This window comes from Bacillus sp. V26 (genome assembly GCF_034296245.1).
In the GTDB taxonomy this organism is placed as follows: Bacteria; Bacillota; Bacilli; order Bacillales; family Bacillaceae; genus Bacillus; species Bacillus halotolerans.
Genome location: NZ_JAXKQF010000003.1, coordinates 438,021 through 460,993, shown reverse-complemented (window position 1 = coordinate 460,993; position 22,973 = coordinate 438,021). Strand labels below are relative to the sequence as shown.

Below are 22,973 nucleotides of genomic sequence, written 5' to 3'. Positions count from 1 at the left end.
GGTTTCCCGTCCTTTGCTACTAACGTTCACAAAGAAAGCTCGGGGAGGTAATTCGCTTTTGCCTGTGTGCCGGCTCGCACCTTCCGCCGGCTCTCTGAAACAGGGAGACAAACCGCTACTGGATTCCCGTCAAAGCTTATGATGTATGAAGATTGTCCGCTACTTTTCTAAGCAGTCCTGTCAGGGTTTTCTGCTCCTCTTTTGTCATGCCCGTAATCAATTCCGTTTCCCCTTTGTGAAACTCGGGGTAGAGTGCTTCGATCGCTTGTTTGCCGGATTCAGTGATTGTGACAAAAACCAGTCGCCGATCTCTGGGATCGATGCTTTTGGAGCAAAAGCCCTTTTTTTCGAGCGTTTTGATCACGTTGCTTGCTGTTGCTGTTGAAATGCCTGACAGCTCAGCGATTTTTCTCGTTTCGAGTTTGCCCCATACCCATAGATCGTAAAGAATGGAGAAAGCGGTCCAAGATAATTTGTAAGAAGAAAGAACCTCAGTCTCCATTTTGACACGGAGCCTTTGCGCAGACCGATACAGGTTCGTCGCGATCGAAATGGCTTCCAGGTTTAGTGACTCAACGGGCATTTGTTTAAGCTTGCTGAGTGTGTCATGCTCTTCTTTGCGAAGCTGCTGCTGTTTATCTAAACGTTCCATTTGTCGCCGCCTTAAATTATCAGAATCATTAGCTATGAAATGAATTGTAGCAGAGACGATGGTGAACTTCAAGCCTATATTTTTCGGTTGCATAAAAAAAGCCAAAAGAACACCACAATAAAGAAAAACCCGCAGACGGGGGTGCAGTTGTGCAAAAATATGTTCAAGGCGTGTATAAACACGATCCGTTTCATCTGTTTTCGACAGAGCATGCAATGACATTAGGATTGATCGGCATGCTTGCCATTCTTTTGTTTTTGTTCCGCCGGCCACTTAGCCGGCCGGCATTCAGTACATTTCTGCGCTATTTGTTTGTGTTTCTTTTGCTTGCTTCACAAATTGGTTACCAAATATGGATGATCGCCGCGGGCAGGTGGTCGGTGCGGACTTCTCTGCCTCTTCAGCTGAGTGACTTGTCTGTGTATTTATCAGCTATTATGCTGGTGACAAAGAGCAGAAAGCTGTTTGTGTTTTTGTATTTTGTCGGCATCGGAAGCTCGCTTCAGGCGCTTCTGACCCCAGACCTTGGTATGTTCTCATTTCCGCATGTGCGGTATATTCTCTTTTTTATTTCGCACGGCTCCGTGTTTCTGTCCTGTTTGCTTATGGCGGTGATTGGCACGTACAGACTCAGACAGCGCTCTTTATGGGTGACTGTATTGATTGTCAATCTGTACGGAGGAATCATTTATCTGGTTGACCGCTGGCTGAAAGCGAATTATATGTATTTAACGAAAAAGCCGGGCGGCTCTTCGCTATTGGATGTTCTCGGGCCTTGGCCTTGGTATATCGCCTCAGCTGAAGCCATTACGATCGCGAGCTTTTTCATCCTTTATTGGCTTTATCGGATGTTCAAAAAATAACACCTTTTTTGTTGTATAGCACATTCTATTTAAAAAAATAATGGAGATTAGTGTTTAATTTTCTGAAAAAGGGAATGTAACTTGTACAACACAAAGGGAGATGAATACCATTGAAGAAAGATGAAATTATGCATATCGTATCATGCGCAGATGATAATTATGCTCGTCATTTAGGTGGGATGTTCGTTTCTTTATTGACAAACATGGACCAGAACAGAAAAGTAAAGCTATATGTGATTGATGGGGGAATTGAGCCTGATAACAAAAAAAGGCTGGAAGAAACCACATTGAAGTTCGGCGTGCCGATTGAGTTTTTAGAAGTGGATGCCAACCAGTATGAACATGCGGTGGAAAGCAGCCACATTACAAAAGCGGCGTATTACCGCATTTCGATTCCTGACTTAATTAAGGATGAGAGCATTAAGCGGATGATTTATGTCGATTGTGATGCACTTGTCCTTGAGGATATTTCGAAACTATGGGACTTGGACATCGCTCCATACACCGTTGCTGCTGTGGAAGATGCGGGGCAGCATGAACGTTTGAAAGAAATGAATATCACTGACACGGGAAAATATTTTAACTCGGGTATTATGGTTATTGATATGGAACCTTGGAGAAAGCAAAACATCACAGAAAAAGTTCTCAACTTTATCAATGAAAACGGTTCTGAAGATTTTCTTGTGTTACATGACCAAGATGCGCTGAACGCGATCTTATATGATAAGTGGTATGAGCTTCATCCGCGCTGGAACGCTCAAACATACATCATGTTAAAACTGAAAACACCTCCGACACTGTTAGGACGGAAGCAATATAATGAAACGAGAGAAAACCCGGCAATCGTCCACTTCTGCGGCGGAGAAAAGCCTTGGAACTCCAATACAAAACATCCGTATCGCGATGAGTATTTCCATTACATGTCCTATACAAAGTGGAATACGATCGGAAACCCGGCTATCAATCAATAATCTATATATGAAAAAACGCTTTTGAGATGATCAAAAGCGTTTTTTGTTTGTCAGCGGGCCACTGACCGATGATAGAAGCGCTGAATATGCATGGCGATATAGCACAATTCTTTTTCAGGAAATTCAAAGCCGTATTCTTTTTTCACAAATGTGCCGATGCTTTTGGCGCATAGGAAAGCATCCTTGAATCTTTCTTTAATGATGGCGATCATTTCTGAATCCAGCTCGTAAATGGTTTCGCCTGCTTTGATATGCTGAATGGCAAAGCGCAAATGGGTCACAAGCCTTTCGTAAGAAATAGTATCCTCCACAATGTTGATCGACAGCTGGGTTTCAATAATGCCGATAATATCACGGATCATCGTTGTAATATCAAGTGTCTGTGTCATGTCGCCGGCGTTGTTTCTCGCTGTGTGAATGTGCATGGCGATATTGCCGATTTCATCCTCAGGAATCTCAATGCCCAGTTTCTCTTTAATTAGCGCTCTAGCCCACATGCCAATTTGGAATTCCTTCGGATAAAGAACTTTGATCTCATTCAGCAGCGGATTTTTGATGACCATTCCGTTGCTCAGGCGTTCGATCGCAAATGAGATGTGGTCTGAAAACGCAACGTGAATCCGTTCGTTGATTTTGATGTTCAGTTCTTGTTCAGCATGGGAAATAATTTGCTCGGAGATTTGAATATGGTCTTCCGGCAATGTTTCTAAAATCTCTTCGAATTGTTTATAGTCAGGTGTATCTTTTCTGACGAATGTTTTTTCGATTTTAGACGGATCGACAATATCATTTTTTCTTTTGTCGAACGCAATTCCTGCACCCAAGAGAATCTTCTCTTCATTTTGATCCTTTACGACGATTGCATTATGATTTAATATTCTTTTAATTTTCATAGCTTTTTGTCCTTTCATCCCCCGTTTTATGAATGAAATCGAATAAATCCAGTTATTCTGTCTCTTCTTTAAACCCGAGAAACAATGTAGCTATAAAAGCAGAGACGGCCGCGATCAAAAAACCGATCATATAATGAACAAAATTCGCAATGCCAAACGGCAGCACGATTGAAATCATCGGGATGCCGGTCAGTCCGTAGGAATTCGAAACGACGTGTGCCCCAACTACATACGCCCCGCCGAGAGCGCCTCCAATAGCGGCTCCGATAAAGGGGCGGATCAGCTTCACATTTACTCCGAAAACAATTGGCTCCACAATGCCTAAAAACGCGGTAAGGGAAGCGGGGAGCGCGATTTTCTTCAGGCCTGACTGCTTCGTTTTGAAGAAAACCGCCAGTCCCGCTCCGCCTTGCGCCACATTCGCCATTGACCATATCGGCACCAAAAAGTTTACACCCACATGAGGGTCAGCAAGCAAAGTCGCTTCAATCGCATAAAAGCTATGGTGTAAGCCTGATAGAACGATAGTGGAATAGATGCCCCCGAAAAGAGCTCCGGCAGCAATGCCCGCGTGGTGATAAATGTATTCAATCGATTGTGATATGACCTGGCCGATGATAGCTGCGGCGGGGTTCATCACAATCAGCGCGAGACACCCTGTCACCATCACAGTGATAAAGGGAATGATCACGACATCAAGTGACTTGGGCACAATCGTTTTTAAAAGCTTCTCAATTTTGCTCATGATATAAATGGAGAGAAGAATCGGTATAATGGCGCCCTGATAGCCCATCAATGGAATGTGCAGCCCCCATATGTCCAAGGAAGCGGGGGTTTTGCTGCCGAGCATGGATGGATCAAGCAAATCGGGATGAGTCAGAAGCCCTCCTATCAATGCCCCTAAAAATGGGTTGCTGCCAAATTGTCTGGCGGCACTGAAGCCAACCAAAATCGGCAGCAGAATAAAGGCAGTGCTGGACACGAGATCCAGCATTTTGATCCACGGGCTGTCGGCAGAGAACCAGTGAAAGACCTGAATCATGCCGATCAGCCCCATGAGCAAACCGTTTGCTGTTATCGCCGGGATAATCGGCATGAAAATATCGGACAGCGTTTTAGCAAATGTTGTGACGGGGTTCAGTTTGCGTCTGGCATGTTTCTCTTGAACAGCCTCTTCAGAAGGCGCTGCCTCCCACACACAAACGACTTCTTTATAAATTTTGTTGACGATACCCGCCCCAAAAATAATCTGGAACAGGCCATATCTGAAAAAGGTGCCCTGCACACCTTGCAGATTCTCAATAGCACGTATGTCGATTCTCGTTTCATCCTTTACTTCAAAACGAAGACGAGTTGTACAGTGGCTGATGCTGATAATGTTGCTTTTTCCTCCTGCGAGGAGCAATAATTCTTTCGCAATTTCTTTTTGCAAACAATAAAAACCTCCCCTGCTGAAGAAAAGTCGGCTTGTTCATCGTATCAAATGAAAAGTTGACAATCAAAATGAAAAAAGTGAGAAAAATGTAAAGCATGCAGAGCCATCAAAAAATGCCCTCGTCGGGTGACGGGGCATTACGAAACATATAAAGCAGAAATGTCATTGGCGCCGTTACGAGCCCAACACGAAAAGAAGAGTTAAAATGCCTTTCTTTTTCTAGGCACTAATACTCCCTTTGCATCGTTGGGTCTTGCCTGCTTGCCAGTCACAATCCCGCAATATGCAGTTGATATCTGTAGTAACGTTCATTTTATGCTGTTCACAGCAGGATAGCAATAGTATGAAAAGCCTGTGAAGCAAATGGGAAAAAGGTTGCGTACACAGTTTAACAGACGAAAAAACCTTTAAAACGAGTGTTACGTCTTAAAGGTTTTTTTAATTATTTCTTCGGCTTAACGGCGTTCAGCCGTTTTTGCAGCTTTGTTTTTTCATGGGATGCTTTTAATTGATTGACTGCGGACTGAGCGGCTGTTTTTGATTTTTTTGTTTTGTCTTTTTCCGCTTTTTTCACTTTGGCTTTGGCCGTTTCGACTTTTTTGGCTTCAGCTGCCGCTACTTTTTTCTTCACTTTATCTAACCGTTTTTGCAATGACGTTTTGTCTTTTCCGGACTGAAGTTCATTGACGGCCTTTTGGGCTTTCGCCGCGTTTGCGTCAGTTGATTTCTTTTCCGCTGCGGCGACTGATTGCTGCGCCGTTTTTACATTGCTGCTTTTCACTTTGTTGAGTCGCTTCTGCAGGGACGTTTTTTCTGAGCCTGCCGGAAGCTTGCTGACTGCCGATTGAGCGCTGCTGACATCTGTTTTCTTTTTGCTTTTTTCCGCTTTGGCGACTTTGTCCTTCGCTTGCTTTGATGCGATATAGCGCTTGACCTGATCTAACCGTTTTTGCAGGTTCTTTTTATCCGTGCCGTTCGGCAGTTTGTTGATCGCGGCTTGTGCTGTATCAACGGTTTGCTGGGTTTTATACTTTTCTGCCTTTGCCACTTTGTCCTTCGCGTCTTTTACATTTCTGTATGCCTGAACGTTATCCAGTCTTTTTTGCAAAGCTTTTTTGGCGCTGGAATTAGGCAGGTTGCTGACGAGCTTTTTCGCTTTGTCGATATCGGCTTGTGTTTTTGTCTGTTCGGCTTTTTTGACCGCTTGCTCAGCCGCCGCATACGCTTTATCTGCCTGCTGGGCTTTATACCGGATCAGGCCATAGCCGAATTGCTGATCGCGGCCCGTCATTCCGAGATCAACGATGTTTTTCTGCATGAGGGCGCGAAGCTGCACGTTCGTGTTACCAGGATCACGCTGTTTTAATAATGCAAACATGGCAGCGGCGTGCGGTGTCGCTTGGGATGTGCCGCTTCCCGTCGCATAATATTGATGTAAATACGTGCTCGTGATGTCTGTTCCCGGTGCTGAAAATTCAACTTGATTTCCTGTTGTTGAAAAGGCTGCGAGCTGATTGTGTTGATCTGTCGCTGACACTGCAACGACACTGCTGTATGCCGCCGGGTAATTCACTGGCTTGCCGTTTCCTTCATTTCCGCTTGCGGCAACGAGCAGTACGCCTTTTTCATATGCTTTGTCCATGGCGTCATGAAGAATCTGGCTGTCTGAAGACGTGCCAAGGCTCATATTGACGATATCCATTCCATTCGCTATCGACCAGTCGATCCCTTTGAGAAGACCTTGAAGATCTCCCGAGCCGTTCTGATCCAGCGCTTTAACCGCATATATTTGTGCTTCCGGTGCGATGCCGTCAATTCCGTAGCCGTTATGCTTAGCGCCGATAATCCCGGCGACATGTGTTCCGTGGCCGTTATCGTCTTTGTAAGAAGAGGTGTAACTGACAGCTGAGTACCCGCCGGAAATCGACAGGTCGTCGTGGGGGGAGATCCCGCTGTCAATGACAGCGATTTTGACGTTTTTGCCTGTCAGCCCCTCCTTCCAAGCCTGTTTGACCTGAATCGGTTCAAGATTCCATTGTTCGAAGTTGTCAGAGGTGTCGGCGTTCTCTGACAGTACTTTGAGGTCTGTATTGTCCGCTGCAGTGAACGTGACATTGTTTTCGACATACAAAATATCAGGATCCTGTTTGAATTCTTTTACTGTCTCTGGATCTGCTGAAACAGCTACCGCCGGAAGATGCTGATACTGCTGCTCAACCTCAGCATCACTGTCCAGGACGGTTTCCTTGCCGTCTTTGTTTTTATAGACCACAATGACCTCTTTCTCGCTGCTGGTTTCTGCATGTGCAAGAGGCTCTAGGGTGAGAAAACTGAAAAACAGAGTGACTGATACAACAAGTTTGCAAAACGTGTTTTTCATGGTTCTTCTCCTTTTTCTATGATGTTTGATATATATATCGGAGGAAAATGTGATTTTGATAATAAGAAGGAAAGATTTTTTCATTGACAGGGTTGTTCAGAAGAATGCAGATTTTTTCCACAGAAAGAGGAAATTTTCCGCATGAATTTGTAAGCGTTTTCAAAACAAGATAAAGAAAACATTGCAAAGGTTGTTTACAAAGCAGTGAAAAAAGGGGGCTTTTCAGATGAGCGCGTTCACTCGGGTGATGGAAGAAAAAATCATGCCTGTCGCTGGGAAAATTGCCGGGCAGCGGCATCTCAGCGCTTTGCGTGATGGAATTGTTTTGACCATGCCGCTGATTATTATCGGTTCTGTCTTTTTGATTTTAACCAGTTTGCCGATTCCCGGTTATGCTGATTTTATGACGAGCGTGTTTGGGGAACAGTGGGCGGATAAGCTCGGCTATCCTGTTAATGCTTCATTCGATATTATGGCAATGATTGCAGCTTTCGGGATCGCCTATCGGCTGGCGGAAAGCTACGGTGTTGATGCCTTGTCGGCCGGAGCGATTTCAATTGCAGCCTTCTTATTGGCAACGCCGTTCGAGGTGCCTTTTACACCGGATGGCTCAGCAGAATCAATCATGGTCGGAGGCGGAATTCCCATTACATTGCTCGGCAGCAAGGGACTGTTTGTCGCCATGATCATCGCCTTGTTTTCGACTGAAGTCTATCGGTACATCATTCAAAAAAATATTGTGTTTAACATGCCTGACGGCGTGCCGCCGGCAGTAAGCAAATCATTTGTCGCGCTGATTCCCGGCTTTATTATCGTATTTCTTATATGGCTGGCGCGTCTTTTGGTTGAAATGACACCTTTTGAAAGCCTGCACAATGTCGTCGGAGACCTGCTCGGCACACCGCTTTCCATCCTTGGCGGCAGCCTCGGCGGGAGTCTGATCGCTGAATTCGTGCAAATGCTGCTTTGGTCGTGCGGCATTCACGGCGCTTCGATCATCGGCGGTATTATGGCGCCGATTTGGTATGGCGCCATGGATGCAAACCGTCTCGCGTTTCAAGCGGGCGAGGCGCTGCCGAGTATTTTTACGACTCAGTTTTTTCAAATTTGGATCAATGTCGGCGGAAGCGGGGCGACGCTGGCACTTGTACTCACTATGCTTGTGCGGTCCCGGAGCAAACAGATGAAGCAGCTCGGCCGCTTAGGCATCGGGCCCGCGTTCTTTAACATCAACGAGCCGATCATTTTCGGCATGCCGATTGTGATGAACCCGCTCCTTATCGTTCCGTTCATCATAGCCCCGCTCCTCACAATTACCGCCACTTATATCGGCATGAGCACAGGACTGGTGGCAAGGCCCGCTGGAATCGCCGTGCCATGGACCATGCCGCCGCTCATATCAGGGTACCTGGCGACAGGCGGAAAAGTATCGGGCGCGGTCATGCAGCTGGTGAACCTGCTCATTACATGTGCTATCTACTATCCGTTTTTCAGAATATGGGATCATCAAAAATGGAAGGAAGAGAGTGAAGCAGGTTCGGGGAATGAAAATGCTTCTTGATTTGTAAGCGTTTAAATAATTAGGTGAAAAGCAGCGTATGCTGCTTTTCTTACCGCTGAAAGAACTCAATCCACTCGCCGTCAGGACCTTCGATATAAAAATACCGATACCCGTTTGGAAGTGTTGTGATCTCTTCGTCGATAAATTTCGCATTCATTCTTTCCGCTTTTGTATATTCGGCCGCGATGTCATCAGTCAGCAGGGCAATGTGATGCACTTTACCTTCGGCGGGAAGCTCGCTGCTGTAGCCTTGAATCAGTTCGATTTCTGTTTCCGGACCATCTTCAAAGCCAAGAAAAGCAAGCTCGATAATACCGTTCGTATGAGTGATGCGGTCCTTCAATTTCATGCCGAGAACCTCTTCATAAAATGAAATGGACGCGTTAATATCTCTTACCATAATGCCTGTATGGTCAATTCGTTTTGCCATGCTGTTCCTCCTAGAAACTCTTTTTGTCTATCGTAGAAAAACCTTTCCTTTCTGTCAATGAAGACATCTTGGCGTTTTGTGGTACGATAAGAAAAAGCAAACAGAAAGAGGACGAACATATATGAAGCTACTCACCTTAAAGCAAGCACATGCTGCAAAAATCAAAAAAGGCTATCCGCTCATCGAAAAGGAAGCTCTCACTGGCAGTGCGGGGCACGTCAAAGAAGGCGACCTCGTTGATGTCGTGTCTGAAAGCGGCGAGTTTCTCGCAAGGGGCTACTACGGCCTGCAGAACAAAGGGGTCGGCTGGACGCTTACCCGCAATAAAAATGAGCAAATCGACCAAGCATTTTTCTTCAGCAAATTAACAAAAGCGGTACAAGCGCGTGCAAACCTTTTTGCGGCGCCTGAAACAACGGCTTTCCGTCTCTTCAATGGTGAGGGCGACGGCATCGGCGGCGTCACCGTTGATTATTATGACGGGTACCTGCTGCTCCAATGGTACAGCAAAGGCATTTACACCTTTAAAGAAACGCTGATTGCCGCTCTGGATGAACTGGATATTGAATATAAAGCGATTTACGAAAAGAAACGCTTCGATACGGCTGGACAGTATGTCGAGGATGATGACTTCGTGAAGGGAGAAAGAGGCGAGTTCCCGATCATCATTCAAGAAAACGGGATACAATACGCGGTAGATTTAAACGAAGGCGCCATGACAGGCATCTTTTTAGATCAAAGACATGTGCGCAAAGCGATCAGAGACCGCTATGCCAGTGGAAAAAACGTTTTAAACACGTTTTCTTATACGGGTGCGTTCTCAGTGGCGGCGGCGTTAGGCGGAGCGGAGAAAACAACAAGCGTGGACGTGGCAAATCGAAGCCTGGCCAAAACGATCGAGCAATTCAGCGTGAACAAGCTGGATTACGAGGCGCACGATATTAAAGTGATGGATGTTTTTAAATACTTCTCATATGCGGCGAAGAAGGATCTGCGCTTTGATCTGATTGTTCTCGACCCGCCATCCTTTGCCCGCACAAAAAAACGCACCTTCAGCGCGGCCAAGGATTATAAAAATCTGCTGAAGGAAACGATCGCCATTACAGCCGACAAGGGCATCATTGTCGCCTCTACAAACAGCAGCGCCTTCGGAATGAAGAAATTCAAAGGCTTTATCGATGCCGCGTTCAAAGAAACAAATGAACGCTATACGATCATAGAGGAATTTACATTGCCGGAGGACTTTAAAACGATGTCAGCATATCCGGAAGGCAATTACTTAAAAGTTGTCTTTCTGCAGAAAAAATAAAAAGAAAAAAGCTGCCCCGGTTCAGGGCAGCTTTTTATGTAGAAATGATTTGCTGGACGCGTCCGATACGGCCATCTTCCAGACGGACTTTAATGCCGTGCGGGTGATAGCTTGATTTCGTCAAAATATCCTTCACTGTGCCTCGCGTCAGTTTTCCTGTTTTTTGATCCGCTTTCAAGACAATATCAACCTGTAATCCTTTAGAAATGCTGCTCCGCTCTTGCCCGTTCATAGCACACTTCCTTTCTTTTTATTCATTATAGTCGTTATGGTTTAAAAGTAACAGCCGGCTGATGAAGCGTATGTTTATTTTTTTCTGCTTTTATTAAATATAATGTCAGCCCTGCACCCGCTATGCTGAGAATGGCGAAGAGCAGATAGACCGCGAAAATGGAAACGTAGTCAAAAATGTATCCGCCAACAAACGTACAGAACCAGTTGCCGAATCCGTTGCCGATGGCGGCGTACATGGTTAGCGCTGTCGCCTCCACATGGCTTGGGGTAATCTTTTTGACGTATTGCAGCGCCGCCGGAATAAATAAACCAATAGAAACACCTTGGAGACATACCGTCGCATAAATGATCCATAACGAAGGCTCTGTGAAGTAAAGCGTCCATCTGAATAATGAAACCCCGCCGGACAGTATGATGACATTGAGCAATCCCATTTTATCTATGAATTTCTGCGCAAACCTCATAAACGGAATTTCTGAGATCACTCCGATAAAAAATAAAAGGCCAATGGCGGAAAGAGACGCGCCGCTTTTGTCGAGAAACAGACTGAAGTATGTATTGTTCGCTAAATTTGGTGCAAATGTCGTAAAGGTGATGATCATAAAGATGAGGAAAGTTTTGTTGCTGACCAGCTCCCGGAACCCTTTGCGGATATTGATCTTTGTTTTTGTTTTCTGCTGGCCCGGCATCTGTGAGGCCAATATGGCTGCCATGCACAGAAAGGCACAGCCAAAGATAAAGATGACGTGGATGGGGTACAGCTGATTCGTCACCTGTCCCATGACAAACACCGCAGTGCCGAAGCCGAGAGAACCAAACAGGCGGATTCCGCCGTAGTTTCCGTTTGTTTGTTGTGTGTAGCGTAAAGAAATGCTGTCTGACAATGGAATGATTGTGCTCTGAAAGGCTGCAAAGCAGGCCGCAATCAGAATAAACAGCGGAAAGCCGTCAAATGCGATGTAGCCGAGCCCAATGACACCTGTTACCGAGGTGCAAACCGCAAGCAGGCTTTTAGTTTTTTGCGTATAATCGCTCAGCATACCCCAAAACGGCTGGAAAAAGATCATCACAATCGGGCCGAGTGACATAATCAAGCCAACTTGTGAGCCGCTTAAATGCTGTTCCTTTGTTAAATACATACTGAGCAGCGGAATGATACTGCCTGTGCCCAGGAAAGCAAATAAATAAAATCCTTTTAACGCGGCGTAATGCCGTTTCACCTGCAAACTGCGCATGAGGGCTCCTCCTTTAGTATCCACAAATTACATTATATTGTAATTTCCCAGCTTTTCAATGGAAGGAGACACAAAAAAACTGCCCTTGTCAGGACAGTTTTTTCTTCCTACATAAATGAAAGTAAAAACGGCGCCGCACAAAGCGTCATAATCGCCGCAAGGATCATTGACACGCTGGAAATCGTGCCGGACACTGAGCTAAGCTCAAATGCTTTGGATGTGCCCGCTCCATGTGCGCTTGTGCCGAGCAGCACGCCCCGCGCAATTTCGTTATCAATACGGAAATAGCGGATGACCATTGGCCCGATGACGGTGCCGAACAATGCAGTCAAAATGACAAATATAGCTGTGACCGCAGGCATTCCGCCGATCATTTCAGATACGTTCATAGCGATCGGCGTTGTCACTGATCTTGGAACGAGGCTGTCAATCAAGCCAGTTCCGAGGTGAAGCCATTTCGCAATAAGAGCTGTAGAAATAATCGCGATGCATGAGCCGAAGGCGACGTTTAAAATAATTTCCACTGCGTATTTCTTTAAAACAGGGAAATATTTATAAAGCGGGATCGCAAATGCCACGGTAGCCGGCTGAAGCATATCGGTCAGCACTTCACCGCCGAGATTATATGTCTCGTACGGGACATTCACCAGCAGCAGCAGACCGACTAACACAGCGGGCGTCACCAATAGCGGCGACGTATAGACTCGCGGAAAACGCGAATATACTTTTTTTGCTCCTACATACACCAAAACCGTTAATAACAAACTTACAATTCCGATGAACACGTATGTTTTTTCTCCTTTCTTTTCGCAATGATTTGTGTAAGCGTTCCTGTGGACACCATCACGACAAACGTGCTGATGATGACAACAAGCAAAATGCTGACACCGAATTTTGACATAATGTCTCCGTATTCAATCACTCCGACGGCAGACGGGATAAAAAATAAAAGCAGCTCCCCAAGAAGCCACGCCGCGCCAAGCTCTATCCATTCAAGCTTGATGATTTTAAAGTGTAATAATGTGAAAAGAATCACAATCCCAATTATACTGCCGGGAATATTTATATGAAGAAGGGCTGTCACCCAATTAATCAGCCGAGCAAATATAAATAACAGAGCGATTTGAATAACGGTTAGCAACAGTTTTTTCATATTGATGCCTCCCTTATATTCATATTGTACATAAGGTCTCTCTATAGGTAAAATATATATAAAGCATAATAAGTATTCCTTTTGTCTATAGAAGAGGTGAAGTTCATGGATATCCGCCATTTAACATACTTTCTGGAGGTCGCCCGTCTGAAAAGTTTTACGAAGGCGTCCCAATCACTTTATGTTTCCCAGCCGACGATATCGAAAATGATCAAAAATTTAGAAGCAGAGCTTGGGATCGAGCTTTTTTATCGAAACGGCAGACAGGTGGAGCTGACGGACGCCGGCCATAGCATGTATGTGCAGGCGCAGGAAATCATTAAATCATTTCAAAACCTGACATCCGAGTTAAATGATATTATGGAGGTCAAGAAGGGGCATGTGCGAATCGGACTGCCGCCGATGATCGGCTCAGGTTTTTTCCCGAGAGTGCTCGGCGATTTTCGGGAAAATTATCCGAATGTGACCTTTCAGCTTGTTGAGGACGGCTCTATCAAAGTCCAAGAAGGCGTTGGGGACGGTTCTCTTGACATCGGTGTTGTTGTTCTCCCCGCAAACGAAGACATTTTTCATTCATTTACGATCGTAAAAGAAACATTAATGCTTGTCGTACACCCTTCCCACCGGCTGGCGGGTGAGAAAGAGAGCCGATTACAGGATTTGAAGGAAGAGCCTTTTATTTTCTTCAGGGAGGATTTTGTTCTCCACAATCGAATTATGATGGAATGTATCAAGGCCGGATTCCGGCCCCATATCATTTACGAAACCTCACAATGGGATTTTATCAGTGAGATGGTGTCAGCCAACCTGGGGATCGGACTTTTGCCGGAACGCATATGCCGCGGCCTTGATCCGGAAAAGGTCAAAGTCATTCCGCTTGTCGATCCGGTCATCCCTTGGCATCTTGCGATTATATGGAGAAAGGACCGCTATTTGTCCTTTGCGGCAAGAGCTTGGCTTGAACATACGAAATCGTATTTGTGGGATCCGAAAAAAAGAGAGAGTAAAGGATGATGCTAATATGGATGCACAATCAGCAGCAAAACGTCTAACAGCCGTCCGGAAGCATAGCCCTCTGGTGCACAGTATAACAAACAATGTTGTGACAAATTTTACAGCGAACGGCCTGCTCGCCCTCGGTGCATCACCCGTAATGGCTTATGCGAAGGAAGAGGTCGCCGACATGGCGAAAATCGCGGGCGCGCTCGTTTTAAATATCGGAACGCTAAGCAAAGAAACCGTCGAAGCTATGATCATTGCGGGTAAATCAGCGAATGAACATGGCGTACCCGTCATTCTTGATCCCGTCGGTGCTGGAGCGACACCGTTCCGCACTGAATCGGCACGTGAGATGATTCGTGAGATGCGCCTCTCTGCAATCAGGGGAAATGCCGCGGAAATTGCACATACCGTCGGTGTTTCGGATTGGATGATCAAAGGAGTCGATGCCGGTGAAGGCGGAGGCGACATCATCCGTCTGGCTCAACAGGCGGCGCAAAAACTGAACACGGTCATTGCGATTACTGGGGAAGTCGATGTAATTGCCGACGCATCTAACGTATACACTCTTCATAACGGCCACAAGCTGCTGACGAAGGTGACAGGCGCTGGATGTCTTCTGACTTCAGTTGTCGGTGCATTTTGTGCAGTGGAAAAAAATCCGTTATTCGCTGCCATCGCTGCGATTTCCTCATATGGTGTTGCGGCACAGCTTGCCGCGCAGCAGACAGCTGACAAAGGTCCGGGGAGTTTTCAGATTGAATTGCTGAACAAGCTGTCTTCTGTCTCTGAACAAGATGTACTAGAGCTAGCGACAATAGAAAGGGTGACAGTCTCATGACACGTATTTCTCGGGAAATGATGAAAAAGCTATTATCTGTTTACTTCATTATGGGTTCAAACAATACGAAAGCCGATCCTGTGGCAGTCGTGCAAAACGCATTAAAAGGCGGTGCCACTCTGTACCAGTTTCGTGAAAAGGGCGAAGGCGCTTTGTCAGGAGAGAAGCGGATTGCCTTCGCCGCAAAGGTTCAGGCGGCATGCCGTGAAGCCGGCGTCCCTTTTATTGTCAATGATGATGTGGAGCTGGCACTGAAGCTGAAGGCAGACGGTGTGCACATCGGCCAAGAGGATGCGAAAGCAAAAGAGGTCCGTGACGCCATTGGCGATATGATTCTTGGCGTGTCCGCCCATACGATGTCTGAGGTGAGGCAAGCCGAGGAGGATGGAGCAGATTATGTCGGTCTCGGGCCGATCTATCCGACGGAAACGAAAAAGGATACGAGAGCTGTACAGGGTGTGTCTCTGATTGAAGCGGTGAGACGTCAAGGCATCAGCATTCCGATTGTCGGCATCGGCGGCATCACAATAGAAAATGCCGCTCCCGTCATCGAAGCGGGGGCTGATGGTGTCAGTATGATCAGCGCAATCAGTCTGACGGAGGATCCGGAAGAAGCCGCACGCAAATTTTACGATGTTATTCACACATATAAGACCGGCAGATAACCCGAATTGCCTTCAAAAGGCTGTCCTGTAAAGGGCAGCCTTTTTGCTGTTCCGCCAAGGTTTTCAGACCTTCAAATTTTCATTGACAAAGATCGGGAACTGGCTATGATTATGATATACAATGATAATCATTTTCAATTATAGGAGGAACATGATGGCACGGGGGCTGACACTTATATTACTCAGCTTGTTGATGTTTTTCGGTTCGGCGGTGCATGCGGAAAATGATCCGATTGCTTCCCTGCTTGAATTAAACAAGCAAATGATCAAATCTGTACGAGACGGAGATATAGATGCCGCACAGCAAACATTTGAGACCTTCAAATCGGCGTGGAAAAAGGAAGAACCATCTATTAAGAAGGAAAACCTTTCATCCCACAGCAAAATGGACTCGAATATCGCTATGATTTCTCTTTCTTTCATTAATCAAGACGCGAACAAACTCGAAACACAGCTTGAAGAGCTTTCTTCTCACTTAGAAACCTACCAGCAGGCTGTTGTACTGAAGAAGGCATCCTCGGGTCAATCAAGGACGTCCTTAACAGCCTATATTCAAAGCTTAAAAGACACAAAACAATTGATAGAAAAAAAACAGATGGGTGAAGCGTCAGCCGCTATCGACAACTTAATCACATCTTGGCTGGCCGTAGAAGGAGACGTCGTATCCCAATCCAAAGAAGCGTATACCACATCGGAGGAAAATCTGGCACTCATGAAGGCTGAAATCGACAGCCATCCCGATCAGGTCATAAAACAAATTGACGAAATGATTCAATTGCTTGAGCCGATTGCTTCGAGCAGCTACAGCTGGTGGGACGCGGCCTTGATCCCAATTCGAGAAGGAATGGAGGCGCTGCTTGTCATCGGGGCGCTTTTGACCATGACAAAAAAAGCCCGTGTCACCCGTTCTTCCGCTTGGATCTGGGGCGGCGCGTCAGCAGGCATGTTCGTTTCCTTAGCAGCCGGAATCGGCGTCACCCTCCTGTTCTCCTCGAATGTATTCGGAGAAAACAATTTCTTGCTAGGCGGAATCACCGGCTTGCTGTCCGCTGTCATGCTTTTGTATGTCGGGGTGTGGTTGCATAGAAACGCCTCGATGGACAAGTGGAGAGAAAAAATCAATATCCAGAAATCACAGGCGCTGAAAAAACGAAGCCTGCTTTCCTTTGCGCTCATTGCATTTCTGGCAGTCGTGAGGGAAGGGCTAGAAACAGTCATCTTTTTCATCGGCCTTGTTGGAAAGCTCTCTCTCACTGAGCTGATCGGCGGGACAGCCACGGGGCTTGTCGTTCTCGTCATCGTCGGTGTTCTTATGATGAAGCTCGGAATGCGCATTCCATTGAAGCCGTTTTTTCTGCTGTCAATGGCGGTTGTCCTGTATATGTGCGTGAAATTTCTCGGAACAGGCGTCCACAGCCTGCAGCTCGCGGGGATTCTTCCGTCTGACGCAGAAAGCTGGCTGCCGTCTGTGTCCGTTCTCGGAATTTATCCGTCGGTGTACAGTACGATTCCGCAATTGCTGATTTTGCTATTTTTACTGATCACGCTTATCTCAGAAGCGGCAAAACATTATACAAACGGAAAGGAACTGACAAAATGAATATCACAAAGATTGCTGTAACAGCCGGATGCATCCTTGCACTGTGTGCGGGATGCGGAGCCAATGACACTTCGTCAACTAAAGAAAAAGCGTCATCTGATAAAAGCGGAGTAAGCAAAGAGATCGCAACTTCCGTTGATAAAATGGAGAACATGATTTCCGAGCTGAATGAATCAGCTGAAAAAGCCGATCAAAAAGAGATACAAAAGAAGGGGAAAGAATTAAACAGCTACTGGCTTTCTTTTGAAAATGATATTCGCAGCGACTATCCGTTCGAATACACAGAAATCGAAAAGCATCTTCAGCCAATCTACACAGAAGCACAAAAATCCAAACCGGATTCAGACAAAATCAAGACAGAATCCGAGTCACTGAAAGCGTCCTTAGAAGACCTGACAGAAGCGAAGAAGAGCAGCAAAAAGGCAAGCGATCAGCTGGCAAAAGCGGCAGATGAATATAAAGAATACGTCAAAGAGCAGAGCGATCAGCTTGTGAAGGCGACTGAAGCATTTACAGCTGCCGTGAAGGCAGGCGATATTGAAAAATCAAAGACGTTATATGCGAAAGCGCGCGTCTATTACGAAAGAATTGAACCGATTGCCGAAAGCCTCGGAGATCTTGACCCGAAAATGGATGCCCGTGAAAACGATGTAGAAGAAGGAGACAAATGGACAGGGTTCCACAAGCTTGAGAAAGCCATTTGGAAGGATAAAAATATTTCCGGGGAAAAGGCAACGGCTGACCAGCTTGTCAAGGATGTAAAAGAGCTTGACGGTTCGATTGAATCATTGACATTAACGCCTGAACAAATTGTGGCTGGCGCGATGGAGCTTCTGAACGAAGCAGGTATTTCTAAAATTACGGGTGAAGAGGAGCGCTACTCACGAATCGATTTAGTCGATCTTATGGCAAATGTTGAAGGCTCCGAGGCTGTGTATCAAACTGTGAAAAGCGCGCTCGTAAAAGACCACTCTGATCTGACGGAAAAGCTGGATACCGAATTCAGCGAATTTGAAGTTTTAATGGCAAAATACAAAACGAATGATCAGGCCTATACGTCTTATGATAAATTAAGTGAAGATCAAATCAGAGAGCTGAGCACAAAGCTGACGACTCTTTCTGAAACCATGTCGAAGATTGCGAATGTGCTATAAAAGGAGTTTTGTAACAGCATGAGCGATGAACAGAAAAAGCCAGAACAAATTCACAGACGGGACATTTTAAAATGGGGAGCGATGGCTGGGGCGGCCGTGGCGATTGGCGCCAGCGGCCTCGGCGGTCTCGCTCCGCTTGTTCAGACCGCGGCTAAGCCATCGGAGAAGGACGAAAAAGAGGATGACCAGGTTGTTCCGTTTTACGGAAAGCATCAGGCCGGAATCACCACTGCCCATCAGACGTACGTGTATTTTGCCGCGCTTGATGTGACGGCGAAGGAGAAAAGCGATATCATCACGTTATTCAGAAACTGGACCAGCCTGACACAAATGCTGACATCAGGAAACAAAATGTCGAGCGAGCAGAAAAATCAATATCTGCCGCCGCAGGATACGGGTGAATCGGCTGATTTACCGCCTTCCAACTTAACGGTTACTTTTGGCTTCGGGCCTGACTTTTTCGAAAAAGATGGAAAGGATCGTTTCGGACTGAAAGGCAAGAAACCGAAACACCTTGCTGCTCTTCCGGCGATGCCGAATGACAATCTCGATGCGAAGCAGGGAAACGGAGACATCTGCATCCAAGTATGCGCAGATGATGAACAAGTGGCGTTTCACGCGCTGCGAAACCTGCTGAATCAAGCGGTGGGAACCTGTGAAGTCCGCTTTATAAACAAAGGCTTTTTAAGCGGGGGCAAAAATGGAGAAACGCCGCGCAATCTATTTGGGTTTAAAGATGGAACAGGGAACCAAAGCACCAAGGATGACACATTGATGAACTCGATCGTGTGGATTCAGTCTGGCGAGCCTGACTGGATGACAGGCGGAACTTATATGGCTTTTCGGAAAATCAAAATGTTCCTTGAAATTTGGGACCGCTCTTCCCTGAAGGATCAAGAGGATACTTTCGGCCGCAGAAAAAGCTCCGGGGCGCCTTTTGGCCAAAAAAAGGAAACAGACCCCGTCAAGCTGAATCAAATTCCGTCAAATTCGCACGTCAGCCTTGCGAAATCTACAGGGAAACAAATTTTGCGAAGAGCTTTTTCTTACACGGAAGGCATTGACTCCAAAACCGGTTATATGGATGCAGGTCTCCTGTTTATCAGCTTTCAAAAAAATCCCGACAATCAGTTCATTCCCATGCTGAAGGCACTTTCGGCAAAGGATGCGTTAAATGAATATACGCAAACGATTGGTTCTGCTTTATATGCAATTCCCGGCGGGTGTAAAAAAGGAGAATATATCGCTCAGCGGTTGCTTGAATCGTAAAAGGAAGCCATGCAGGCTTCTTTTTTAAAAAACAGTTGTAACTTTTATTGTTACAGTTTAAAATCAACCTATACGAAAGGAGACAATCATGACAGTACAAATAAAAGTTTATTCAGATTACGTCTGCCCATTTTGTTTCATTGGAAAAGCCGCTTTTGAAGAGGCGATAAAAGGAAAGGATGTTGAAGTCGAGTGGATGCCGTTTGAATTGCGTCCAAGTCCTTCACCGCAGCTTGATCCTGTAAACGACCCTTCCAAGAAGTATATGTGGCAAACCTCGATCAGACCGATGGCGGAGAAATTGGGAGTCGATATCAAATTTCCAAACGTCTCGCCTCACCCATATACAGACTTGGCTTTTGAAGGCTTTCACTTTGCCAAAGAATACAACAAAGGACATGAGTACAATACCCGTGTATTTGCAGCATTTTTCCAAGAGGGCCAAAACATCGGAGAGATTGATATCTTAACGAAGCTGGCGGAGGAAGTTGGCTTAGACGGAGCATTATTCAAAGCTGCGCTGGAAGCAAGAACATATCAGGACGTGCAGCGGCAAGCTCTGAAGCACGCCTATGAAGAAGCTGACATTACAGCCGTACCAACCTTTGTCATCGGCGACACCGTGATTCCGGGAGCAGCCGGCAAGGAAGTATTTGAAAATGCGATTTCTCAGGAACAACAGAAAACGTAACCTAAGAAAGCTCTCTAAACAAAAATCTGTTTAGAGAGCTTTTTTTAATCCTGATCCATATGAATTCCCGTATGCGCCTTCACCTGTATTTCAACAAATGTCTCTTCATTAGCCGTTTTATCAGAAGACAGAAGCGTTCCAAGCCACGCACCGAGGAAGCCGAGCGGAATCGAAATGATGCCCGGATTAGACAGCGGGATAAGCGGCTCGCCTGCAAAAATAGCACCTCCGGCCGGGTCCCACACACTCGGGCTCATCGACACGAGGACAAGAGCACTGATCAGCCCAGTCAGGCTGCCCCATAATGCGCCTGAGGCATTGAATCTTTTCCAAAACACAGTAAACACAATCAGCGGAAGGTTTGCGCTGGCGGCAACGGCAAATGCCAATGCGACAAGAAAGGCGACATTTAAGGATTGAGCAAAAATCGCAAGAATGATAGACAGCACTGACACGGCGACAGATGCCCATCTGGCCGCTTTCATCTGTTCTTTCTCAGTTGCTTCTCCTTTTCTGATAATCTGGCTGTAGATATCATGGGCAAACGCTGAAGCGGCAGACAGCACCAAGCCTGTCACCACTGCCAAAATCGTGGCAAAGGCGATGGCTGATACAAACGCGAACAGGAAATCTCCCCCGAGTGCTTTTGCCAGAAGCGGCGCCGCCATGTTTCCCGCTGGATCGGCCGCTGTAATCGCGTCAAAACCGACAAACGCGGCCGCGCCAAATCCGAGAAATACCGTCATAATGTAAAACACACCGATGATCCATGTTGCTGAAACGACTGATGCCCGGGCAGTTTTGGCATCCTTAACTGTATAAAAGCGAATTAAGATATGCGGAAGGCCGGCGGTCCCCAGCACAAGTGCCAAATTCAGCGACAGGGTTTCAAGCGGGACCTTGTATTTGTTCCCTGGATTTAAAAAATCAGCGCCAAGCGGGGTAGCGGTTTTCATTTGCTCAAACATTGTATTAAGGTTAAAACCGAATTTAGAAAAAACGATGATGGAGATGACGAGGGTGCCGGCCATCAGCAAAACGGCTTTGATAATCTGAACCCAGCTCGTCGCGATCATTCCGCCGAACACGACATAAATGGTCATGAGCACTCCGACAATCAGAACGGCCGCGGTATAATCGAGCCCAAGCAGCAGTTTAATCAGCGCCCCTGCCCCCACGAGCTGAGCGATCATATAAAAGGTAGAGATGGCGATGGTATTGAGAGCGGCGACACCGCGGATCTTCTTTTCTTTAAAACGCGCCGCAATCATGTCCGCCATCGTATACTTTCCGAGATTCCGAAGCGGCTCCGCCACGATATAGAGGACAACGAGATAAGCGACAAGAAAACCGATGCTGTAAAAAAATCCGTCGAACCCATATAACGCAATCATTCCGGCAATGCCGAGGAACGACGCGGCAGACATGTAGTCGCCGGCAATTGCCAGTCCATTCTGAACACCGGTGAGCCCGCCGCCGGCCGTATAAAACTCACTCGTCGTTTTTGTTTGTTTCGCGGCAAAATACGTAATCACAAGCGTTAGACCGACAATCGCTACAAATAACAGAAACGCTGTCAGGTTCATGTCTGTTCACCCTTCAGCTCTTCTTTTAAAGCGTTTACAAATTGGTCGTAACGAGCTGCCTTTCGGGAATACACCGTACAGAGTGTCCACGTCATAGCGAATTGAGCGATGGCAAACAGCCAAGCCCATGAAACAGCACCAACTGCCGGAGTATTCAAAAAGGTGAAATAAGACGTTAAAACAGGGAGTGAAAAATAAAAGACAAAAAAGAAAATCGCAGTTGGAACAATAAAGGCCCGTTTCTGCTTCAAAAAGGCTTGAAAAGATGGAGACCCAGCAATCTTTTGGTAATCAGCTTGCGATCTGTACATGGCTTTCCTCCTTTTATTCTGCTGAAAAATAAGCATAAAGGTACACCAATAGGTATGTACAGAAAGTCTGATTTATTCTTCAGGATCATAAAGTGGACGAAAAAAGCAGGAAACGTGAAGATAAGACGCGGGGGTATAAAACGGGCGAAGGTTTTCCAGCTGCCGCATATAAACAAGTTTGCTTTCAAAACCTCACCAATTGCAGCCTATGCAAAGCTGCTCTTTTTCTAAAGTCCGGTTTCATGTTCGCATCACCTCTTTATGACAATGCATGTGCCAAGAGGTGACCGCATCACCAGCTGTCTGTCATATTTTAGGCTGAAACACCGATTGTCCTCAAAATCGGCGCAGTATATAAGCTATCGAATAGAGGAAATGGTGAAAACTCAGATCAGATGATAGAAAAGCCAGAGGTAAAAGATCCGCCTGTCCGGATTAGTCTTGGCGGACGGTTTTTTTGTGATTGGTTTTTCTCATCGCTGTTTCAGATTCTAAAAACTGCCTCACATCATGAATGTCTAACCCAATGGATCTAGCTTCTTGAATCAACATATGCCAATCTTTGTCCAAATCTTTTTTAACTTGAGTTTTCATAGTAACCTCCAATTGTATAAAATGTTTTCCTGCAACATCCTGGCAATAAAAGACAAGCCGGTGCGATGATGAGGCGAGTACAACAAATTTCACACATAGTTGCTCGGTGTTCACAAACTGAAGGAAAAATCACCTACCTATTCCCTA

The 22,973-nt window shown here is 46.1% G+C and carries 23 protein-coding genes and 1 other annotated feature (1 of these 24 only partly in view); of the genes, 11 read left to right on the top strand and 12 right to left on the bottom strand.

Annotation, left to right across the window (positions count from 1 at the left end):
- Positions 1 to 142, bottom strand: a binding site (T-box leader) (it extends 71 nt beyond the left edge of the window).
- A complete protein-coding gene (locus UJ203_RS13115; RefSeq protein WP_248338080.1) occupies positions 137 to 652 on the bottom strand; it encodes a MarR family transcriptional regulator in 516 nt (171 codons plus the stop codon). It overlaps the preceding feature by 6 nt.
- 149 nt (positions 653 to 801) lie before the next feature.
- Here UJ203_RS13115 and UJ203_RS13110 point away from each other — a divergent pair, with 149 nt between their 5' ends.
- Both UJ203_RS13110 and UJ203_RS13105 read left to right on the top strand, forming a co-directional pair.
- A complete protein-coding gene (locus UJ203_RS13110) occupies positions 802 to 1,515 on the top strand; it encodes a TIGR02206 family membrane protein (RefSeq protein WP_322011394.1) in 714 nt (237 codons plus the stop codon).
- Positions 1,516 to 1,625: 110 nt separating this feature from the next.
- Positions 1,626 to 2,486, top strand: coding sequence for a glycosyltransferase family 8 protein (locus tag UJ203_RS13105; RefSeq protein WP_044159962.1), 861 nt, complete (start codon positions 1,626 to 1,628; stop codon positions 2,484 to 2,486).
- 50 nt (positions 2,487 to 2,536) lie between these two features.
- Here UJ203_RS13105 and UJ203_RS13100 read toward each other — a convergent pair whose 3' ends face one another.
- From UJ203_RS13100 to UJ203_RS13090, 3 genes are all read right to left on the bottom strand, one after another.
- Positions 2,537 to 3,379 carry a PRD domain-containing protein gene (locus UJ203_RS13100; RefSeq protein ID WP_248338087.1) on the bottom strand — a complete coding sequence of 281 codons (843 nt, stop codon included), beginning with the start codon at positions 3,377 to 3,379 and terminating at the stop codon, positions 2,537 to 2,539.
- A 52-nt stretch (positions 3,380 to 3,431) separates the two neighbouring features.
- Positions 3,432 to 4,811 carry a sucrose-specific PTS transporter subunit IIBC gene (locus tag UJ203_RS13095; RefSeq protein ID WP_059335207.1) on the bottom strand — a complete coding sequence of 460 codons (1,380 nt, stop codon included), beginning with the start codon at positions 4,809 to 4,811 and terminating at the stop codon, positions 3,432 to 3,434.
- Between the two features lie 445 nt (positions 4,812 to 5,256).
- A complete protein-coding gene (locus UJ203_RS13090) occupies positions 5,257 to 7,194 on the bottom strand; it encodes a S8 family peptidase (RefSeq protein ID WP_322011387.1) in 1,938 nt (645 codons plus the stop codon).
- A 226-nt stretch (positions 7,195 to 7,420) separates the two neighbouring features.
- Here UJ203_RS13090 and celB point away from each other — a divergent pair, with 226 nt between their 5' ends.
- Complete coding sequence (gene celB / locus UJ203_RS13085) at positions 7,421 to 8,755, top strand: PTS cellobiose transporter subunit IIC (RefSeq protein ID WP_322011385.1); 1,335 nt, start codon at positions 7,421 to 7,423, stop codon at positions 8,753 to 8,755.
- 49 nt (positions 8,756 to 8,804) lie between these two features.
- Here celB and glxA read toward each other — a convergent pair whose 3' ends face one another.
- Positions 8,805 to 9,185: a glyoxalase GlxA gene (gene glxA / locus UJ203_RS13080; protein WP_010332375.1), complete on the bottom strand. Its 381-nt coding sequence runs from the start codon at positions 9,183 to 9,185 to the stop codon at positions 8,805 to 8,807.
- A gap of 121 nt (positions 9,186 to 9,306) precedes the next feature.
- Between glxA and UJ203_RS13075 the strand changes: the two genes are divergently transcribed.
- Positions 9,307 to 10,494 carry a class I SAM-dependent rRNA methyltransferase gene (locus UJ203_RS13075; protein WP_322011382.1) on the top strand — a complete coding sequence of 396 codons (1,188 nt, stop codon included), beginning with the start codon at positions 9,307 to 9,309 and terminating at the stop codon, positions 10,492 to 10,494.
- 34 nt (positions 10,495 to 10,528) lie between these two features.
- On the opposite strand, the gene UJ203_RS13070 is transcribed toward UJ203_RS13075, so the two are convergent.
- The 4 genes from UJ203_RS13070 to UJ203_RS13055 all read right to left on the bottom strand — a co-directional run bounded on the left by UJ203_RS13070 (position 10,529) and on the right by UJ203_RS13055 (position 13,116).
- Entirely contained in the window at positions 10,529 to 10,726 is a 198-nt protein-coding gene (locus UJ203_RS13070) for a YwbE family protein (protein WP_010332373.1), read from the bottom strand.
- Positions 10,727 to 10,760: 34 nt separating this feature from the next.
- Positions 10,761 to 11,963 carry a major facilitator superfamily domain-containing protein 6 gene (locus UJ203_RS13065; RefSeq protein WP_322011378.1) on the bottom strand — a complete coding sequence of 401 codons (1,203 nt, stop codon included), beginning with the start codon at positions 11,961 to 11,963 and terminating at the stop codon, positions 10,761 to 10,763.
- Between the two features lie 107 nt (positions 11,964 to 12,070).
- Positions 12,071 to 12,748 (bottom strand): CidB/LrgB family autolysis modulator, encoded by a 678-nt coding sequence (locus tag UJ203_RS13060; protein WP_105954463.1) that lies wholly within the window; start codon positions 12,746 to 12,748, stop codon positions 12,071 to 12,073.
- Entirely contained in the window at positions 12,730 to 13,116 is a 387-nt protein-coding gene (locus tag UJ203_RS13055) for a CidA/LrgA family holin-like protein (protein WP_003222205.1), read from the bottom strand. The genes UJ203_RS13060 and UJ203_RS13055 overlap by 19 nt, the downstream gene beginning before the upstream one ends.
- 105 nt (positions 13,117 to 13,221) lie before the next feature.
- Between UJ203_RS13055 and cidR the strand changes: the two genes are divergently transcribed.
- The 7 genes from cidR to UJ203_RS13020 all read left to right on the top strand — a co-directional run bounded on the left by cidR (position 13,222) and on the right by UJ203_RS13020 (position 20,335).
- Positions 13,222 to 14,130, top strand: a complete 909-nt coding sequence (gene cidR / locus UJ203_RS13050; RefSeq protein WP_010332370.1) for a cidABC operon transcriptional activator CidR — start codon at positions 13,222 to 13,224, stop codon at positions 14,128 to 14,130.
- Positions 14,131 to 14,137: 7 nt separating this feature from the next.
- A complete protein-coding gene (gene thiM, locus UJ203_RS13045; protein WP_322011375.1) occupies positions 14,138 to 14,956 on the top strand; it encodes a hydroxyethylthiazole kinase in 819 nt (272 codons plus the stop codon).
- On the top strand, positions 14,953 to 15,621 hold the full coding sequence (thiE, locus tag UJ203_RS13040) for a thiamine phosphate synthase (protein WP_322011373.1): 669 nt from the start codon (positions 14,953 to 14,955) through the stop codon (positions 15,619 to 15,621). Before thiM ends, thiE begins: the two co-directional genes overlap by 4 nt.
- A 154-nt stretch (positions 15,622 to 15,775) precedes the next feature.
- Entirely contained in the window at positions 15,776 to 17,221 is a 1,446-nt protein-coding gene (locus UJ203_RS13035) for an FTR1 family protein (protein ID WP_322011371.1), read from the top strand.
- A complete protein-coding gene (gene efeO / locus UJ203_RS13030) occupies positions 17,218 to 18,375 on the top strand; it encodes an iron uptake system protein EfeO (protein ID WP_322011369.1) in 1,158 nt (385 codons plus the stop codon). Before UJ203_RS13035 ends, efeO begins: the two co-directional genes overlap by 4 nt.
- A gap of 18 nt (positions 18,376 to 18,393) precedes the next feature.
- A complete protein-coding gene (gene efeB, locus UJ203_RS13025; protein ID WP_322011367.1) occupies positions 18,394 to 19,644 on the top strand; it encodes an iron uptake transporter deferrochelatase/peroxidase subunit in 1,251 nt (416 codons plus the stop codon).
- A gap of 88 nt (positions 19,645 to 19,732) precedes the next feature.
- Complete coding sequence (locus tag UJ203_RS13020; protein ID WP_095712732.1) at positions 19,733 to 20,335, top strand: DsbA family oxidoreductase; 603 nt, start codon at positions 19,733 to 19,735, stop codon at positions 20,333 to 20,335.
- A 44-nt stretch (positions 20,336 to 20,379) separates the two neighbouring features.
- On the opposite strand, the gene UJ203_RS13015 is transcribed toward UJ203_RS13020, so the two are convergent.
- The 3 genes from UJ203_RS13015 to slrA all read right to left on the bottom strand — a co-directional run bounded on the left by UJ203_RS13015 (position 20,380) and on the right by slrA (position 22,826).
- Complete coding sequence (locus UJ203_RS13015) at positions 20,380 to 21,921, bottom strand: cation acetate symporter (RefSeq protein WP_322011365.1); 1,542 nt, start codon at positions 21,919 to 21,921, stop codon at positions 20,380 to 20,382.
- Positions 21,918 to 22,232, bottom strand: coding sequence for a DUF485 domain-containing protein (locus UJ203_RS13010; protein WP_024123298.1), 315 nt, complete (start codon positions 22,230 to 22,232; stop codon positions 21,918 to 21,920). Before UJ203_RS13010 ends, UJ203_RS13015 begins: the two co-directional genes overlap by 4 nt.
- 435 nt (positions 22,233 to 22,667) lie before the next feature.
- Positions 22,668 to 22,826, bottom strand: a complete 159-nt coding sequence (gene slrA, locus UJ203_RS13005; protein ID WP_322011362.1) for a transcriptional regulator SlrA — start codon at positions 22,824 to 22,826, stop codon at positions 22,668 to 22,670.
- Positions 22,827 to 22,973 lie beyond the last annotated feature (147 nt).

Coding starts and splice junctions, on each gene's coding strand:
- UJ203_RS13115 (WP_248338080.1), bottom strand. CDS start 652: ATGGAACGTTTAGATAAACAGCAGCAGCTTCGCAAAGAAGAGCATGAC.
- UJ203_RS13100 (WP_248338087.1), bottom strand. CDS start 3,379: ATGAAAATTAAAAGAATATTAAATCATAATGCAATCGTCGTAAAGGAT.
- UJ203_RS13090 (WP_322011387.1), bottom strand. CDS start 7,194: ATGAAAAACACGTTTTGCAAACTTGTTGTATCAGTCACTCTGTTTTTC.
- celB (WP_322011385.1), top strand. CDS start 7,421: ATGAGCGCGTTCACTCGGGTGATGGAAGAAAAAATCATGCCTGTCGCT.
- glxA (WP_010332375.1), bottom strand. CDS start 9,185: ATGGCAAAACGAATTGACCATACAGGCATTATGGTAAGAGATATTAAC.
- UJ203_RS13075 (WP_322011382.1), top strand. CDS start 9,307: ATGAAGCTACTCACCTTAAAGCAAGCACATGCTGCAAAAATCAAAAAA.
- UJ203_RS13070 (WP_010332373.1), bottom strand. CDS start 10,726: ATGAACGGGCAAGAGCGGAGCAGCATTTCTAAAGGATTACAGGTTGAT.
- UJ203_RS13065 (WP_322011378.1), bottom strand. CDS start 11,963: ATGCGCAGTTTGCAGGTGAAACGGCATTACGCCGCGTTAAAAGGATTT.
- UJ203_RS13055 (WP_003222205.1), bottom strand. CDS start 13,116: ATGAAAAAACTGTTGCTAACCGTTATTCAAATCGCTCTGTTATTTATA.
- cidR (WP_010332370.1), top strand. CDS start 13,222: ATGGATATCCGCCATTTAACATACTTTCTGGAGGTCGCCCGTCTGAAA.
- thiM (WP_322011375.1), top strand. CDS start 14,138: ATGGATGCACAATCAGCAGCAAAACGTCTAACAGCCGTCCGGAAGCAT.
- thiE (WP_322011373.1), top strand. CDS start 14,953: ATGACACGTATTTCTCGGGAAATGATGAAAAAGCTATTATCTGTTTAC.
- UJ203_RS13035 (WP_322011371.1), top strand. CDS start 15,776: ATGGCACGGGGGCTGACACTTATATTACTCAGCTTGTTGATGTTTTTC.
- efeO (WP_322011369.1), top strand. CDS start 17,218: ATGAATATCACAAAGATTGCTGTAACAGCCGGATGCATCCTTGCACTG.
- efeB (WP_322011367.1), top strand. CDS start 18,394: ATGAGCGATGAACAGAAAAAGCCAGAACAAATTCACAGACGGGACATT.
- UJ203_RS13020 (WP_095712732.1), top strand. CDS start 19,733: ATGACAGTACAAATAAAAGTTTATTCAGATTACGTCTGCCCATTTTGT.
- UJ203_RS13015 (WP_322011365.1), bottom strand. CDS start 21,921: ATGAACCTGACAGCGTTTCTGTTATTTGTAGCGATTGTCGGTCTAACG.
- UJ203_RS13010 (WP_024123298.1), bottom strand. CDS start 22,232: ATGTACAGATCGCAAGCTGATTACCAAAAGATTGCTGGGTCTCCATCT.
- slrA (WP_322011362.1), bottom strand. CDS start 22,826: ATGAAAACTCAAGTTAAAAAAGATTTGGACAAAGATTGGCATATGTTG.